The sequence below is a fragment of the Pseudomonas sp. YQ_6 genome (genome assembly GCF_043103245.1).
Lineage (GTDB): Bacteria > Pseudomonadota > Gammaproteobacteria > Pseudomonadales > Pseudomonadaceae > Aquipseudomonas > Aquipseudomonas alloputida.
This window is the reverse complement of the sequence record NZ_JBICJR010000054.1, coordinates 54,861-71,782: the sequence shown is the minus strand read 5'-3', so window position 1 is coordinate 71,782 and position 16,922 is coordinate 54,861. Positions and strand designations below refer to the sequence as shown.

Genomic DNA, 16,922 nt, shown 5'->3' with positions numbered 1-16,922 from the left:
CCTCGTGAGTACCCGCTAATGGAATGGCTAGCCGACCCCACGGCCTGGTTAGGCCTGTTGACGCTTATCGTCCTCGAGCTGGTGCTGGGTATCGACAACCTGGTGTTCATTGCCATTCTCGCCGACAAGTTGCCGCCCCATCAGCGCGACCGCGCGCGGGTCATTGGCCTGAGCCTGGCGCTCATCATGCGCCTGGGCCTGTTGGCCAGCATTTCGTGGATGGTCACCCTGACCGCACCGCTGTTCGAAGTGTTCGGCAAGAGCTTCTCTGGCCGTGACCTGATCATGCTGTTCGGTGGTGTGTTCCTGCTGTTCAAGGCCACCATGGAGCTGCATGAACGCCTGGAAGGTCACGTGACCCAGGCCAGCGGCACGCTGCGCCATGCCGCGTTCTGGCCGATCGTTGCCCAGATCGTGGTACTGGACGCGGTATTCTCGCTGGATGCCGTGATCACGGCGGTCGGCATGGTCGATGAGTTGTCCGTGATGATGATCGCGGTGATCTTCTCGATCGGTATCATGATCGTTGCCAGCAAGCCACTGACCCGCTTCGTCAACGCCCACCCCACGGTGATCATGCTGTGCCTGGGCTTCCTGATGATGATCGGTTTCAGCCTCACCGCCGAAGGCCTGGGCTTCCATATCCCCAAAGGCTACCTGTACGCGGCCATCGGCTTCTCGATCCTGATCGAGCTGTTCAACCAGCTGGCCCGTGCCCGCCGCAAGCGCAGCTTGCAACAGCATCGGCCGTTGCGCGAACGCACTGCCCATGCCGTGCTGCGCCTGCTGGGCGGCCGCCGGGTCGAGGCTGACGAGGTTGGCGAGGAGATTGCCGACCTGGTCGAGGGCGGCGGGGAACAGGTGCTGTTCGACCGCCGTGAGCGGGTCATGATCAGCGGCGTGCTGAACCTGGCCGAGCGGCCGATTCGTACGGTGATGACAGCCCGTGCCGAGGTTGATGTGATCGACCTGGCGCAACCGGCCGACGCCATTGCCCAGGCCCTGGCCAATTCGCCGTACTCGCGCCTGCCGCTGATCCGCGATGGTCGCGTGGACGAGCCCTTGGGCTTTGTGCACAAGAAGGAACTGCTGAAAGAACTGCTCTCGGGCAGCCAGCCCGACCTGGAAAGCATGGCCCGGGCGCCGTTGAACCTGCTGGAGAGCTTCAGCATCCTCAATGCCCTGGAGCAAATGCGCGGTCAATCGACCCACATTGCCTTCGTGGTCAACGAGTTCGGTGACTTCACCGGGCTGTTGACCATGACCGACATCCTTGAGTCGATTGCCGGTGAGCTGCCGGATGCCAGTGAAGTCGAAGGCCCGGGCATCGTTCAGGAGGGCGAAGGCTTTGTGGTGAGCGGTGCGCTGAATCTCAGCCAGGTGCAGGCGCGTACTGGCTTCAGCGCCCGTGCTACCGAGGATTACCAGACCCTTGCGGGCCTGGTGATGAGCTTGCTCGACCGCCTGCCGATGGTCGGTGACCGGCTAGCCTGGAATGGCTGGATGCTGACCGTGGAGGCGGTTGAAGAGCGACGGGTACGCCAGGTTCGGCTTACACCGAACGGCGACGCTGACGTAGCAGGTGCTTGAAGCCCTCAAGCACCAGCACCAGTACTGCGGCCCAGATTGGCAGGTAGGTCAGCCACTGATCCGGGCCGATGGTTTCGCCCAGCAGCAACGCCACGCCCACCAGCAGCACGGGTTCGACGTAGCTGAGCAGACCGAACAGGCTGAATGGCAGCATGCGGCTGGCCAGCACGTAGGCAATAAGCGCCGAAGCGCTGATCGCGCCAAGGATCGGGACCAACACATACAGCCCGGGGTGTGCTTGCAGGTCAGCGCTGGAAAGTGGGCTCTGGATCACGAAGTACAGCGCCCACGGCAGCAGCAGGCACATGTCGCACCACAGGCCGCCCAGGTGGTCGGTGCGGCAGTGTCGACGCAGCACGAAGTAGACCGGGTAGCCGATCGTTACCAGCAGGGTTTCCCAGGCAAAACTGCCATTTTGGTAAAGCTCGTGGCCCACGCCCAGTGCGGCGCAGGCCACGGCTACCGTCTGCAGGCGTGACAGGCGCTCGCCATAGACCAGCCGCCCGGTCAGAACCATGGCCAGTGGCAGCAGGAAGTAACCCATCGACACTTCCAGGCTGCGCCCATGCAGAGGCGCCCAGAGAAACAGCCACAGTTGCACCCCCATCAGCCAGGACGTGCCGACCATGCCGAGCAACAGCACCGGCGTGCGTTTTACCCGGCCCATCAGTTCGCCCACCCGCTTCCAGTCTTTCGAGACAAGCATGAACAAGGTGAGGCAGGGCAGTGTCAGCAGGGTGCGCCAGCCAAAGATTTCTTCGCCATCGAGTGGCTTGAGCAGGGAGGTATAGAAGTACATCACAGCGAACAGGCAGGACGCCATGACCGATGAAACAATGCCTTTTGACACGAATGCCTCGGATACGGGAATTGAGCGGGTTGATCAACTGCGCATGATCTCAGGGGGCGCATCTTGCGGCAACTGCGTTGCACCCGGGCGAGTGGCCAGAGCTTCGAGGAACTGGGCGGCCGGCATGGGCCTGGCGAACAGGTAACCCTGCTGGAAGTCCACCCCGTGCGCGGCCAGGTAGTCGCGCTGCATGTCGGTTTCCACTCCCTCGGCAACGATGCCCAGGTCCAGCTTTCCCGACAGCTCGATGATGGTCTCGAGTATGTGCACTGACAGCGCATCGGCGCCGATCATGGCAACGAAGCTCTGGTCGATCTTCAGGTAGTCGACCTTGAATTGCCGCAGGTAGTTGAGGCTCGACTGGCCGGTGCCGAAATCGTCGAGGGCAATCATCACGCCCATGGCATGCAGGTTTTCGAACAACTCAAGGGTGACCGGCGTAGGCTCGATCAGCTTGCGCTCTGTCAGTTCCAGGGTCAGCACCACCCGGCCGGGCGGAAAGTGCTGCAGGAACGTACGGCAGTCATCCAGCAGGCTGAGGTCGCGGCAGTGGTCAGCGGTGATGTTGACACCAATATGGAAGCCGTCTTCCAACAAGCCGGCATAGGGCGCCAGGCTTTGCGCGGTATGTGTCAGCAGCGCGCGGGTCATGGCGACAATCTGCCCGCTGTGTTCGGCATAGGGGATGAACAGGTCGGGGCGAACCAGGCCTTCTCGTGGGTGGTGCCAGCGCATCAGCACTTCCGCACCGGCCCAGCGGTAATCGCCCTTGCGCACCACTGGCTGAAAATACGGCAGGAATTCATCGGCCTGCAGGGCACGGTCCAGTTCGGCACGCGGTGAGGTGGCGCGGCGAATCTGCCAGCGGCATGCCAGCGCCGCCAGGGCACCCAGTACCAGCAGCAGACTGAACAGGCCAGGGTAGTGGCTGCGTAACAGTTGGCCTTGCTTGTCGGCACTGTAGCCGCCCTGCACGCTGAAAGGGTAACGCGTCGAGCCTAACAGCACGTTGGCACTGGCGGCAGCAGGGGAGACGCCTTTGTGGACCACGCCGTCCTTGCCCATCCAGGCGTCGCCCACGCGGATTTGCAGTTCTTCATCGGGGCCGATCAGGCGCAGTGCTGTCAGCAGGTGGTCGCCATCCACCGTGGTGATTGCACCGTGGTCGCCGTCGCTGGCACGGTAGACCAGCAGCGGGTGGCCCGGCGTAACCGAGTTGCCGTCCATCAGCCATAACTTGCCGTCGACGTAATCGCCAGGATTGACCGGTTCTTCGAACTCGCCGAACAGCGAGGTGCAATAAAGGGTGTTGTGCCTGAACAGGTTGGTCGAGCGCACGAAGGCATTGCGGGTAACCTGGGCCCTTAGCATAAGCTGGGCCTGCTCGCATGAACTGTCAGTCAGAGGAAGTAGCGAATTGGCGGCATGGGACAGGTTGTCGAGGATGTGTTCGACGTGTTCCAACGCCTGGCGGGTGGTGGCGTGGCTGCTGGCCTGCATTTCACGTTCGACCTGCCAGTTCATCACGGCCAGGCCGCACATGACCGGCAGCAGGCCGACGACCCAAGGCAAGAGCGTGCGCCAGCTGAGTGCGGCGCGGCGTTTGGCGGTAAGGGGCATGCTGACCTGACTATCATGGCGTAAAACGAGAGGATAGCCGTTTGTCGCCGCGTACGAGCAACTAAAACGCGACAAACCATTTTACGCAATGTAGAATCGATTTACGAATACAACAATAAGGTCCTTCACGTCCGAAGGATCAAGCCCGCCGAGAATGGGTCCATATGACATACCATGGGTTCAAGCTGATCATAGGTGACTTCCTCGCCCGCAGCGTGCGCGGTATCCCGTGCTCACCGCCGTTTCTGTTCCACATCCTACGCAATCTATAATTTTCGCAGCAGATGAGGACACGAACATGGCTGATATCTTCGACAATCCAATGGGCCTGATGGGCTTCGAGTTCATCGAACTGGCTTCGCCGAGCCCTGGCGTACTTGAGCCTGTATTCCAGATACTGGGTTTCACCAAAGTGGCCACCCACCGCTCCAAGGATGTGCACCTGTATCGCCAGGGTGGCATCAACCTGATCCTGAACAATGAACCTAAAAGCATCGCTTCGTACTTTGCCGCTGAACACGGCCCGTCGGTATGTGGCATGGCCTTTCGCGTGCGCAATGCCCATGAGGCCTATGCCCGCGCCCTGGAACTGGGCGCCCAGCCGGTAGAAATCGAAACCGGCCCGATGGAATTGCGCCTGCCGGCGATCAAGGGTATCGGGGGGGCACCGCTCTACCTGATCGACCGCTTCGAGGAAGGCAGTTCAATCTACGACATCGACTTCAACTTCATCGAAGGCGTGGATCGTAACCCGGTAGGTGCTGGCCTGAAAATCATCGACCACCTCACCCATAACGTCTACCGTGGGCGTATGGCCTACTGGGCCGGGTTCTACGAGAAGCTGTTCAACTTCCGTGAAATCCGCTACTTCGACATCAAGGGCGAATACACTGGCCTGACCTCCAAGGCCATGACTGCGCCTGATGGCATGATCCGCATCCCGCTCAACGAAGAGTCCTCCAAGGGCGCAGGGCAGATCGAAGAGTTCCTGATGCAGTTCAACGGTGAAGGTATCCAGCACGTGGCCTTCCTGACCGATGACCTGCTCAAGACCTGGGATGCGCTGAAGGGGTTGGGCATGCGCTTCATGACCGCGCCACCGCAAACCTACTACGAAATGCTCGAAGAGCGCCTGCCTGGCCATGGTGAGCCGGTCGACCAACTGCAAGCCCGTGGCATCCTGCTCGATGGTGCCTCGCAGCCCGAAGACAAGCGCCTGCTGCTGCAGATTTTCTCGGAAACCCTGCTTGGCCCGGTTTTCTTCGAGTTCATCCAGCGCAAAGGTGACGATGGCTTCGGTGAGGGCAACTTCAAGGCACTGTTCGAATCTATCGAGCGTGACCAGGTACGCCGCGGCGTGCTGAGCACAGACTGACCGCCCCTGGAGTACCGTCGTCGTCATGTTTGTTCGGCGGCGGTACCCCGTCTGTTGGCACGTGCCCTGAACAGGGCCAGGTAGACGATCGAGCCGGTCACGATCCCCACCAGCATCAGCGAGGGGACGATCTGCAGCACCGACTGGCGGATTTCCTGAGCGGTGAAACCCTCTGGGTAGCCACCTTTGACCGTGTATCCATACTTGGCCGACATGGCGCTTGTAAAGAATTCGGACTGTGAAGGGCGCTCAAGGTCACGGCTGTCACCATTGCTCCATATGTAGCGGTCGCCAAATTCAACCAGCAGTGTCAGCCCATCCAGAAAGCCATCCAGTTCATTGCGAATCTGCATGGCATAGGCTGTCACGATGATGCTATGGCTTTTGCCCTTCTGGTGAAAGTCGACCAGCAGCTTCTGGCGCGTGTCAGGGGGGCCGTAGGACAGCGCGACCCGCTGGCCGGACGACGCGAATGATGAATAATGCTCCAGCGAACCTGAAGCCGTGCTGCAGTAGGGTTGATTGTCTTTGAGCAAGGTCAGCGACCTGACCATGGAGCGAATGGCAACCTGGTCCTGCAAGGCACTTTTGACGTTATCGCAAGATTCCCCTGCAAATGGCAGGGTGCGCAGGGCCGTCTCGTGCATTCTGTCCAGTGCATTGTCGACACTGAAAACCGCCTCCTGAACGGAAATGCTGGCGTTTTCCGCAAGTTTCGCTTCCAGCTGGAAAGCCATCACCAGCAAACCGGAAACCACAGGCACCAGCGCCACTGCAATGAGCAGCAGCAGCTCCACCATGCTGCGCCCCGCGTGCATGATTTTCGACATAGGCTAATAGTTCTCCGCTCTGAAACTGTCCGTGGTGAACAGCTGAGCCCTGAGCCTATGTATTTGCTTTCCGGGCTGCTGTAGTCCGGCTGCAGTTGAAGCGGTAGGAAATCGAGCGCCTTGATGTAGCTAAGTGCCCTTGAGCTTTTTCAGCACTGTCTCGGCCAGCAAGGCAGTGGAAGCGGGGTTCTGCCCGGTGATAAGCCTATCATCGTCGACCACGTACGGCTTCCACGGCTCATCATGTTTACTGTACTCACCGCCGCGAGCCCCAAGTTCGTTCTCCGTCAAGAACGGCACTACGTCGTCCAGTTCGGCCAGTTTTTCCTCTATGTTGGAAAAGCCGGTCACCTTGCGGTCTTTGAGGAGCAGGCAGTTGTTACTCAGCTTGATGTTCAGCAGGCCGACAACGCCGTGACAGACTGCTGCGACAATGCCACCTTTTTCGTAGATTTTGCGTGCCAGTTCCTGCAGAGCATGGTTGTCTGCGAAGTCATACATCACCCCATGCCCACCGGTGTAATAGATGACGCTGTATTCGTCAGCCTTCACCTGCCCTGGGGCCAAGGTACTGCCAAGGCGCGTCATGAAGCGCTTGTCGTCGTACCACTGCCAGTCCAGGTCCGGGGCCATCTGCAGGCTGTGCGGGTCGACGGGAACGTAACCGCCCTGTGGGCTGACATAGTCGACCGTGTAGCCGGCCTTTTCGACTTTCTCGACAAAGTGAACGGCTTCACCCAGCCACAACCCGGTCGTCCGTTTGAGGGTTGGATACTTCGCTGTATTGGTCAACACCACCAGAATTTTCTTGCTCATGACCCTTGCTCCCGTCGGCAACCTGAATGGGCCGGTGCTCCCTGGCCCGAGGAAAAACCTAAATAGCATAGCTGCCACCAGCAAGTCCGCCATGGTGTTCGGGACGTGCTGTGCTAACTTGAACCCATCCCCGGGCGAGCGTGCCAGGCTTGGCGGCGCTGTGGTCAACCCTGAGTATTGCTGGAGTCACGATATTGGTCGCTAACGGTAATTCACGCGAGCCCGCGCCGCAGGTCATCCTGCAGTCGCCTGTTTTGCCATTGATCGAGCCGATGGGGGAGCGGATTTCCCAGTTCGACTGGTGGCGTACCTCGCTTGGGCCATTGTCGCGCTGGCCTGCTTCGTTGCGCATTGCCGTGGACATGATGCATTTGTCACCCTTCCCGTGCGCGGTGGTCTGGGGGCCCGACCTGTGTGTAGTGCATAACGATGGCTACCGGGCGTTGCGGGCATTGCCGGATGCGCTGGGCATGGCGTTCGATACCCTGTGGAGTGATATCTGGCCTGCAGTGGGACCTTGGGTCTTCAAGGCACTGGAGGGCCAGTCGAATTTTGTCGAGGACCCACCCCTGCGTATCGTCCGCAATGAAGGCGCCGAACCGCTATGGTGCGCATTCGGTTATGCCCCCCTGCACGATGAGCTCGGTAACGTGGCAGGGTTTCTGCACACAGTGATCGAGACCACGGCCAGCGTCGAGGCACACCGCCATTGGCGTGATCAGATGCAGAGCTTTGAACGCCAGGTTGAGCAGCATGTGGCCGAGCGAGAGCAGTTCTGGTTGCTGTCGCGTGAAGCGATGATGATGCTCACCCCTGAATTGAAACTGCATGCTGCCAACCCGGCCTGGTACCGCATTCTGGGCTGGACACAAGAGCAGGTGCAGGCGATGTCGGTGATGGAGCTGGTGCACCCGACAGAGCGTACCGAAGTACGATTGGCAGTGTCCGGGCTGTTCCAATGCAGCCACGCGGAGCAGCTGGAGATCCGCCTGCGACACCGCGATGGTCACTATCACTGGTTTCGCTGGAGTGCGCGGTTTGACGGCAGCCTGCTGACGGCGGTTGGCCGGGACATCACCGCAGACCGTGAAGAGGCTGCGCGTCAGGCAGAGGCGCTGATGCACAACAGTGAGCGTATGGAGGTGGTTGGCCAGTTGGCGGGCGGCATGGGCCATGAAATGAACAACTTGCTGTCCGGTATCGGTGGCAGCCTCGAACTGCTGCAGCGGCGCCTGCAGGAGGGGCGGCTGGAGCGTGTGGAGGCCTACGTGGACGTTGCGCGCGACTCGGTGCAGCGTGCCATGGACCTGACCCATCGGTTGATCGCATTTTCCCGCCATCAGCCATTGGCCCCTCGGCCACTGGACTTCAATCGGCAGTTACGTCTGAGCGAACCCCTGTTGCTGCGGGCGCTGGGGGCAGAGATGCGTTTGCACTGGCAACTGGACGTTGCACCTTGGGCAGTGAGCCTGGACGTACCCCAGCTAGAGAATGCCTTGATCCACTTGTGTGCCAATGCGCGTGAAGCGTGCCTGGAACAGGGCAATGTCACCATCAGCAGCGTCAACGAACGGCTGACCGCCTTTTTCCCGGATGAAGGTGGCTTGCCGCCAGGCGACTATGTGGCCTTGCATGTCGAGGATGATGGCCATGGCATGGCCGCGGCGGATATCGCCCGGGCTTTCGAACCGTTTTACACAACCAAACCTCTCGGGCGTGGGGCTGGGCTTGGTCTGTCGATGGTATATGGCTTCGTCCGTCAGTCGGGCGGGTATGCCTGGATCGAGTCGGCGCCAGAGCAGGGCACCAAGGTGTCCATGCTTTTCCCCAGGTGCCATGAGCCGGTTCCGGATGAGCCCGTGCCGGTACCGCTTTCGCAGCGCATGGCACTTGGCAAGCGCCTGCTGCTGGTGGATGACGAGCTTGATCTGCGCGCGGTCATGCGCGAGTACCTGACTGAGCGTGGGTTTGACGTCACGGATGTGGGCGATGCCAATAGCGCACTGGAGCGCTTCCGCCATGGCGGCCCTTTCGATCTGGTCATAACCGATATCGGTTTGCCGGGTGGGTTCAGTGGCCGGCAAGTGGCGAAGGCCATGCGCATGCAGCTTGCACAGCAGAAAATTCTGTTCATCACCGGTTATGCGGATCAGTCCATTGAAGCGCAATTGCTCGATCAGCCGGGCACGGCATTGTTGAACAAGCCGTTTTCGCTGGCGCTGCTTGCCGATGAGGCGCTACGCATGCTTGACGCGTAAGGCGCTTCAAGGCTTGCCTAGAATCTGTGTCACTCGCGCCTGCAACTGCTGCAACTCGAAGGGCTTGCAGATCAGGTGCATGCCTGCGCCCAGGAAGCCTTCGCGGGCCATGGCCGTTTCCGCGTAACCGGTGATGAACAGCACCGGTAATCGAGGCCGCAGGCTGCGGGCAATTTCTGCCAGTTGCCGGCCGTTCATGCCGGGCAAGCCGACATCGGTGATCAGCAAATCCACCGGTTGTGCCGAGCGCAGCACCTTCAGTCCCTCGCTGGCGTCGGCTGCGCTTTGGCAGGGGAAGCCGTTTTCGCACAGCGCCTGGCAGAGCAGTTGGCGCACATGGGGATCGTCCTCGACAATCAGCACCTGTCGGCTGCAGCCATCTTGCCTTGGCGGCACAGGCTCGCTGGATGGCAGGGCCTGGTCGACATGGCGTGGCAAATACAGCTCCACCTGGGTTCCCTGGCCAATCTCGCTGCTGAGGGTGATATGCCCATGGGACTGCTTGCTGAAGCCGTACACCATCGACAACCCCAGGCCAATGCCCTGGCCGGTCGCCTTGGTGCTGAAGAACGGTTCGAAGGCGTGCTCCAGCGTGCTTTGCGCCATGCCTTGGCCGTTGTCAGTGATTCGCAGTCGCACATAGTCGCCAGTGCGCAAAGCGCCGTCAGCAGTTTGCTCGGTGGCGATGTGATTATTGTTCGCCTCGATGCGCAGCAGGCCACCGTTGGGCATGGCCTCGCTGGCATTGAGCAGCAGGTTGCCGAGGGCTTCTTGCAACTGCTGGTCATCCGCCTCCACAGGCCACAGGTCTTTGGCCGCTTGCACTTGCAGGGTTATCGACGGGCTCAGGCAAGCTTCGAGGCGCTCTGTCTTGAGCAAGGTAGGCAGGTCTATACGTTGGCTGTGCAGCGATTGGCGGGAAGAGAAGGCAAGCAGGCGGTGGGTCAGGCGGGCGGCGCGTGAAACGGCCTCGCGGCCCATGCACAGAACGCCATCCAGTCCCTCGCCGCGGCCTTGGCTCAGCCGCCGCTGGATAAGTTCAAAGCTGCCGCTGATGCTGGTGAGCAGGTTGTTGAAGTCATGCGCCACGCCGCCGGCCAGTTGGCCGATGGCCTCCATCTTGCGTGCCTGGCAGCGGGCGAATTCACCGCGGTCCTGCTCTTCTTCCGGCGTTGAAGGCCGGCTGTCCAGGCGCTGCTGCAGGCCATGGAGTTGATCACGTGTAACGTACTGTCGCCGGCGGTTGCGCAGCGCGGACCGTGTCATGTGCAGTAACTGGGCATTTTCGTAGGGCGCGACCAGCCATAGCAGATTGCCCACCGGATGATGACTCACGCCAGCGGGCGACCAGGTGCTCTGGCTCAGCAGCACGATGGGCAAATCCGACCAGCTCGGTTGCTGGTCGATGAATGACTGCAGCAAGGCGCTTGGGCCTTGGCTGAACACCTGCTCGGCAATGATCGCCAAGCCTGCACCTTCGGTCAGACGCGCCTGCAGGTTGGCCAGGTCGACCGCGCAGAGGCTGTTGATGCCGGCGGAAGTCAGCAGACGTGAGGTATCCGCCGCCAGTTGTGGCGGTGCGAGGATCAAGGCACGTTCATCCAGCGCCAACGAACTGGCCAAAACGACTCTCCTTTAGGGTGGCCTGATACCCACTGGACCCTGGCACAGGCTCAGGGTTCAACTGAATCCAGGCACTGCCTACAGGCCCTGTTGCAGCGCAGGGTCGTCCGGGTTCTGGCGCTCCAGCTCGGCTAGCGATACTTGCACGTTCTGCAGTTGGCCGGACTCTTTCCAGTACTGGATCAGCAGCACCCGCGCCCGGCGATTGGCTGGTTGGCGATTGAGCACGGTTTCCAGTTGCTTCTGGGCGGCGTCGAGCTGGTCCAGCTCATGCAGGGTGACCGCCAGGGTGTAACGGTAATCGGCGTTGTCCGGGTCCAGTTCGACGGCGCGGGACAGGGCCAGCAAGGCGTACTCGCGCTGTTCGTGGCGCTTCAGCCAAAGCCCTAGCTCATACTGCAGAAAGGCCGAGTCGGGGCTCAGCGCCAGGGCTTTGCCCAGCACCTGGCGGGAGGCGTCGTGGTGGCCCTGGCGCTCGAGCAGGCGTACCTGAGTCGCCAGGGCATCGAGGTTGCCTGGGGCAACCGCGAGCGCACGTTGCAAGGCCACAGCAGCGTGCGTGTAGTCGTTTTCGTGCAGGTACAGCCGCGCCAGGTGCACTTGGGCGTCGGCATCTTCAGGCTGTTGCTCGAGGGCTTGCTGGTATTGCTCCAGGGCTGACTGCAGGGGGCCGAAATAGAGGCCGATGGCGTCGGGATCGAGGCCCAGCAGGGCATCCACGGCGGCAAAACGCACGCTTTGCTCACTGTCGTCCAGCAGCGGGCCGAGTACCAGGCTGCGCTGTGCTGGCGGTAACAGGCGGCGGATACTGGCAATGGCCGCTCGACGCACCAGCGGCTCGGCATGTTCCAGGTCCTGGCGGGCCAGTTTCAATGCCTGCGGCGAGGGGTAGTTGGGCAACTCGGCGTACAGCGCCGCACGGCGGATCGCAGGCAGGTCGGTACGTTGCAATTGCTGGTACAGCACCCGTGCGGCACCGGGTTGGCCGTCGTGGGCCTGGCGCAGCGCCTTGGCGTAGCTGTGTGCTGGCAAGGTCGGCGGGGTTGGCGGGGCGTCGCGCCACAGGTAGCCGAACAGGGCCGATACCAGAATCGACAACAGCAGGGCGATCAGGTAGCGGTTGCGTCGGGGCATCGGACGATCCGTGGGGGCGGGAAGGGCAGAGCTTGGGCCAGCCGGGGGGTAAATGCAACCGAACCGGGCACGCCGCTCGCCTGGCGCCAGGCCTGAGGTGGCATTCCATGCACTGCGTATTGGGGTGAATACGATGGCAAACATAAAAAAGCCCCGCGGGCCATGGCCTGCGGGGCAAACGGTTGGGGGAGGAGCCAACCAAAGGAGTCGTTGAGACAGTGGAATCAGTGTGCGCTGGCCACTGTCTCCGGTTGCCAGCCGCCACCCAGGGCCTTGTAGATCGAAACGATGCCGCGATAAAGGTCGACTTCACCCTGAGCTTGTGCATCTTCAGCACTTAGCCGCTCACGTTCGGCATCGAGCAGTACCAGGTAGTCCACGGTACCCTCGCGATATCGAATCGAGGCCAGTTCTGCAGCCTTGCGGCTGGCGTCGCTCTGGCGCATCAGCGACAGCAGACGCTGCTGGGTCTTGTCGTAATCGCTGAAGGCGTTGGCCGACTCTTCCAGTGCCAGCAGCACCTGCTGTTCGTAGTTGGCCAGTGCCCCTTCGGCATCGGCCTTGGCGCCGCGCAGGCGGGCCCGCACGCTGCCCAGGTCGAAGGCCGCCCAGGTGATGCTCGGGCCCAGCGCCCAGGCGTTGGCCGCCGACGAGCCGATCTGCGAGCCGCGTGCGGCGGTAAAGCCGAGGAAGCCACTGAGGCTGACGCGGGGGAACAGGTCGGCGGTGGCCACGCCAACGTTGGCGGTGGCGGCCGCCAGCTGGCGCTCGGCGCTGCGGATGTCCGGGCGGCGGCGCAGCAGCTCACCCGGGTCACCGACCGGCAGCGCCTTGGCGATGGCCGGCAGGGCCTTGGGCGACAGGTCTACGCTGAGCGCGTCAGGGCGCTGGCCGAGCAGGGTGGCGATGCGATGCCGCGCTCGTGCCTGTTCGGCTTGCAGTTGCGGCACGGTGGCTTCGACCCCGGCCAGGCGCGCATCGGCGCGCACCACGTCGAGGTCATTGCCCACGCCCGCATCGCGCAGGGTTTCGGTGATGGTGCGCGATTCCTGCTGGGTCTTCAGGTTGGCCAGGGCGATCTTCTCGCGCAACTGGGCACCGCGCAGCTGCCCGTAGGCATCGACCAGTTCGGCGATCAGGCTGACCTGCAACTGTTGCAGGTCGGCGGCGGCCACTGCTTCCTGGGCTTCGCTGGCTTCGATCTGGCGCTGGATGCGCCCGAACAGGTCAAGTTCCCAGGCCATGTCCAGGCCCAGGTCGTAGCGCTCACTATTGACCCGTTCGGTGGTCTGGCCGGGGATCTGACCCTTACCGATGTCGCTGCTGGCACGGCTGGTAACCACCGGGAACGGGTCGTTCTCGGCATCTTCTCGAATCGAGCGAGCGGACTTCAGGCGGGCGAAAGCCACGCGCAAGTCACGGTTGCCGTCCAGCGAAGCCTGCACCAGCTGGTTCAGCACCGGGTCGTCGAACTGCTTCCACCACAGGCTCTCGAAGCGGCTACGGTCGTAGGCCCTGGCCTGCACATCGCTGCCCAGTTGTGCAGGTTCGGTGGCTGGCGCCTGGTAGTCCGGGCCTACCGCACAGGCCGCCAGGGCCAGTGCCAGCAGGCTTGGGGTCAAGGGTTTGAGCAGGTTCATGCATGGTTCTCCAGCACTTGAGCGTGTTCAGCCTTGCGGGCCTGGCGACGCTCGACGAAACGGCGGATCAGGAAGAAGAACACCGGGGTCAGGAACAGGCCGAACACGGTCACGCCGATCATCCCCGAGAACACCGCCACACCCATGGCATGGCGCATTTCCGAACCTGCACCGGAGCTGAACACCAGGGGCACCACACCCATGATGAAGGCGATCGAGGTCATCAGGATCGGCCGCAGACGCAGGCGGCAGGCTTCCAGCACCGCAGCCAGCGGATCGAGGCCCTTGGCCTGTTCGTCCTTGGCGAACTCGACGATCAGGATCGCGTTCTTGCACGCCAGGCCAACCAGTACGATCAGGCCGATCTGGGTGAAGATGTTGTTGTCGCCACCCGATACGATCACACCGGTGATGGCCGACAGCAGGGTCATCGGCACGATCAGGATCACCGCCAGCGGCAGGCTCCAGCTTTCGTACTGGGCGGCCAGCACCAGGAACGCCAGCAGCACGCACAGCGGGAACACCAGCAATGCGGTATTGCCCGAGAGGATCTGCTGGTAGGTCAGGTCGGTCCACTCGAAGGTCATGCCGTTGGGCAGTTCCTCTTTCAGCAACTTCTCGATCGCAGCTTCCGCCTGACCAGAGCTGTAGCCCGGGGCGGCAGCGCCGTTGATCTCGGCAGTGATGAAGCCGTTATAGTGCATGACCCGGTCCGGCCCGGAGGTGTCGCTGACCTTGAGGAAGGTCGCCAGCGGGATCATCTCGCCAAGGTTGTTGCGCACCTTCAGTTGGCCGATCTGCTCGGCATCAAGGCGGAACTGCTGCTCGGCCTGGACGTTGACCTGGTAAGTGCGGCCAAAGCGGTTGAAGTCGTTGGTGTACAGCGAGCCCAGGTAAACCTGCAGGGTGTCGAAGATGTCGGTGATCGCCACACCGTGGGTCTTGGCCTTTTCCCGGTCGATGGCGGCATCGACTTGTGGCACGTTGACCTGGTAGCTGGTGAACAGGCCTGCCAGCTCCGGGACATTGTGGCTCTTGGCGATGATGTTCTGGGTTTCCTTGTACAGCGCTTCGTAACCCAGGTTGCCACGGTCTTCGATTTGCAGACGGAAGCCGCCAATCGTGCCCAGGCCCTGTACCGGCGGCGGTGGGAAGATCGCGATGTAAGCGTCCTGGATGTCGGCGAACTGGGCATTCAGCGCGGCTGCGATGGCTGCCGCCGACTGGCTCGGGTCCTTGCGCTCATCGAATGGCTTGAGCGGGGTGAACACGATGCCGCTGTTAGGGCTGTTGGTGAAACCGTTGATCGACAGGCCCGGGAAGGCTACCGAGTCGGCCACGCCAGGCTGCTTGAGGGCGATTTCGCTCATGCGCTTGATCACCGCTTCGGTACGATCGAGGCTGGCCGCGTCCGGCAGCTGGGCGAAGGCCACCAGGTACTGCTTGTCCTGGGCCGGCACGAAACCGGTCGGCGTGGACGAGAAGCCGAGGTAGGTCAGGCCCATCAGGCCGGCATACACGAACAGGGCGATGCCGCTGGAGCGGATGACGCGGCGCACGCCACCGACGTAGCTGTGGCTGGCCCGGTCGAAGAAGCGGTTGAAAGGGGAGAACAGCCAGCTGCCCAGCAGCTTGTCGAGGAACCGTGAGAAACGGTCCTTGGGGGCGTGATGGTCCTTGAGTAGCACCGCGGCCAAGGCTGGCGACAGGGTCAGCGAGTTGAACGCCGAAATGACGGTCGAGATGGCGATGGTCAGGGCGAACTGCTTGTAGAACTGCCCGGTCAGGCCGGAAATGAACGCTGCAGGTACGAACACCGCGCACAGCACCAGGGCGGTGGCGATGATCGGCCCGGTCACTTCGCTCATGGCTTTTTGCGTGGCTTCCAGCGGTTTGAGGCCCAGCCCGATGTTACGTTCGACGTTCTCCACCACGACGATGGCATCGTCCACCACGATACCGATGGCAAGCACCAGCCCGAATAACGACAGCGCGTTGAGTGAAAAACCGAACAGGTGCATGACCGCGAAGGTACCGATCAGCGAGACCGGCACAGCCAGCAGCGGGATGATCGAGGCGCGCCAGGTCTGCAGGAACAGGATCACCACCAGCACCACCAGCACCAGGGCTTCGAACAGGGTGTGCACCACCGCTTCGATGGAGCCGCGCACGAAGATGGTCGGGTCATAGACGATGCTGTAGTCCATCCCTTCCGGGAAGTCCTTTTTCAGCTCAGCCATTTTCGCCCGCACTTCGTCGGAGATCTCGATGGCGTTGGAGCCTGGGCGCTGGAAGATCGGGATGGCCACCGCCGGCTGGTTGTTCAGCAGCGAGCGCAGGGCGTACTGGCTGGAGCCGAGTTCGACCCGGGCGATATCTTTCAGGCGGGTGATCTCGCCATCGGCACCGGCGCGGATGATGATGTTTTCGAACTCTTCCTCGTTGACCAGACGGCCCTGGGTATTGATCGACAGCTGGAAACTGGTCGAGCCTGGGGCAGGCGGCGCGCCCAGCTGGCCGGCCGCCACCTGGCGGTTCTGCTCGCGGATTGCCGCGACCACATCACTGGCCGTCAGGTTGCGCGAAGCGGTCTTGTTCGGGTCCAGCCAGACGCGCAGCGAGTAGTCGCCCATGCCAAACAGCTGCACGTCGCCTACGCCGCCCAGGCGCGCCAGTTCGTCCTTGATGTTGAGGATGGCGTAGTTGGACAGGTAGAGCATGTCGTAGCGGTTGTCCGGCGAGGTCAGGTGCACGACCATGGTCAGGTCAGGCGAGGCCTTGTCGACGGTGATACCGATACGGGTCACTTCCTCGGGCAGCTTGGGCTGGGTGCGGGTCACGCGGTTCTGCACCTGCACCTGGGCGTTGTCCAGATCGGTACCCAGGGCGAAGGTGATAGTCAGCGTCAGCTTGCCGTCCGCAGTGGATTGGGAGGACATGTACAGCATGTTCTCCACACCGGTAATGGCCTGCTCCAGTGGCGCGGCAACGGTTTCACCGATGACCTTGGGGTTGGCGCCGGGGAAGTTGGCGCGCACCACCACGGTGGGCGGTACCACTTCGGGGTATTCGCTGATCGGCAGCTGGAACAGCGAGATAGAACCCGCGATCAGCAGCACCAGCGACAGCACCGCGGCGAAGATCGGCCGGGTAATGAAGAATTTCGAGAAGTTCATCGGTAGGGTC

General features: G+C 61.9%; 11 protein-coding genes. 3 read left to right on the top strand and 8 right to left on the bottom strand.

The features are described from left to right. The first annotated feature begins 18 nt into the window (after positions 1 to 18). The gene (locus tag ACF8FG_RS18815) at positions 19 to 1,590 is read left to right on the top strand and encodes a TerC family protein (RefSeq protein ID WP_010954303.1); all 1,572 of its coding nucleotides are present in this window, start codon (positions 19 to 21) and stop codon (positions 1,588 to 1,590) included. Here ACF8FG_RS18815 and rarD read toward each other — a convergent pair. Both rarD and ACF8FG_RS18805 read right to left on the bottom strand, forming a co-directional pair. Next, the gene (rarD, locus tag ACF8FG_RS18810; protein ID WP_023389884.1) at positions 1,553 to 2,440 is read right to left on the bottom strand and encodes an EamA family transporter RarD; all 888 of its coding nucleotides are present in this window, start codon (positions 2,438 to 2,440) and stop codon (positions 1,553 to 1,555) included. The two genes, ACF8FG_RS18815 and rarD, sit on opposite strands and share 38 nt — an antisense overlap. A 33-nt stretch (positions 2,441 to 2,473) precedes the next feature. Continuing rightward, positions 2,474 to 4,060 (bottom strand): EAL domain-containing protein, encoded by a 1,587-nt coding sequence (locus ACF8FG_RS18805; RefSeq protein ID WP_014590820.1) that lies wholly within the window; start codon positions 4,058 to 4,060, stop codon positions 2,474 to 2,476. Between the two features lie 298 nt (positions 4,061 to 4,358). Here ACF8FG_RS18805 and hppD point away from each other — a divergent pair, with 298 nt between their 5' ends. Continuing rightward, positions 4,359 to 5,435, top strand: coding sequence for a 4-hydroxyphenylpyruvate dioxygenase (gene hppD, locus ACF8FG_RS18800; RefSeq protein ID WP_019437518.1), 1,077 nt, complete (start codon positions 4,359 to 4,361; stop codon positions 5,433 to 5,435). Positions 5,436 to 5,458: 23 nt separating this feature from the next. Here hppD and ACF8FG_RS18795 read toward each other — a convergent pair whose 3' ends face one another. Then, positions 5,459 to 6,265 (bottom strand): CSS-motif domain-containing protein, encoded by an 807-nt coding sequence (locus tag ACF8FG_RS18795; protein ID WP_019437519.1) that lies wholly within the window; start codon positions 6,263 to 6,265, stop codon positions 5,459 to 5,461. Between the two features lie 129 nt (positions 6,266 to 6,394). After that, positions 6,395 to 7,081 carry a type 1 glutamine amidotransferase domain-containing protein gene (locus ACF8FG_RS18790; protein WP_318077780.1) on the bottom strand — a complete coding sequence of 229 codons (687 nt, stop codon included), beginning with the start codon at positions 7,079 to 7,081 and terminating at the stop codon, positions 6,395 to 6,397. A gap of 194 nt (positions 7,082 to 7,275) precedes the next feature. Between ACF8FG_RS18790 and ACF8FG_RS18785 the strand changes: the two genes are divergently transcribed. Next, positions 7,276 to 9,339 (top strand): PAS domain-containing sensor histidine kinase, encoded by a 2,064-nt coding sequence (locus ACF8FG_RS18785; protein WP_026031871.1) that lies wholly within the window; start codon positions 7,276 to 7,278, stop codon positions 9,337 to 9,339. A gap of 6 nt (positions 9,340 to 9,345) precedes the next feature. On the opposite strand, the gene ACF8FG_RS18780 is transcribed toward ACF8FG_RS18785, so the two are convergent. The 4 genes from ACF8FG_RS18780 to ACF8FG_RS18765 all read right to left on the bottom strand — a co-directional run bounded on the left by ACF8FG_RS18780 (position 9,346) and on the right by ACF8FG_RS18765 (position 16,912). Further along, positions 9,346 to 10,962, bottom strand: a complete 1,617-nt coding sequence (locus tag ACF8FG_RS18780; protein ID WP_318077779.1) for a response regulator — start codon at positions 10,960 to 10,962, stop codon at positions 9,346 to 9,348. Between the two features lie 78 nt (positions 10,963 to 11,040). Then, entirely contained in the window at positions 11,041 to 12,096 is a 1,056-nt protein-coding gene (locus ACF8FG_RS18775; protein WP_014590825.1) for a tetratricopeptide repeat protein, read from the bottom strand. A 224-nt stretch (positions 12,097 to 12,320) separates the two neighbouring features. Then, on the bottom strand, positions 12,321 to 13,736 hold the full coding sequence (locus ACF8FG_RS18770; protein WP_019437523.1) for an efflux transporter outer membrane subunit: 1,416 nt from the start codon (positions 13,734 to 13,736) through the stop codon (positions 12,321 to 12,323). Further along, the gene (locus ACF8FG_RS18765) at positions 13,733 to 16,912 is read right to left on the bottom strand and encodes an efflux RND transporter permease subunit (RefSeq protein WP_003253849.1); all 3,180 of its coding nucleotides are present in this window, start codon (positions 16,910 to 16,912) and stop codon (positions 13,733 to 13,735) included. Before ACF8FG_RS18765 ends, ACF8FG_RS18770 begins: the two co-directional genes overlap by 4 nt. Positions 16,913 to 16,922: the final 10 nt, after the last annotated feature.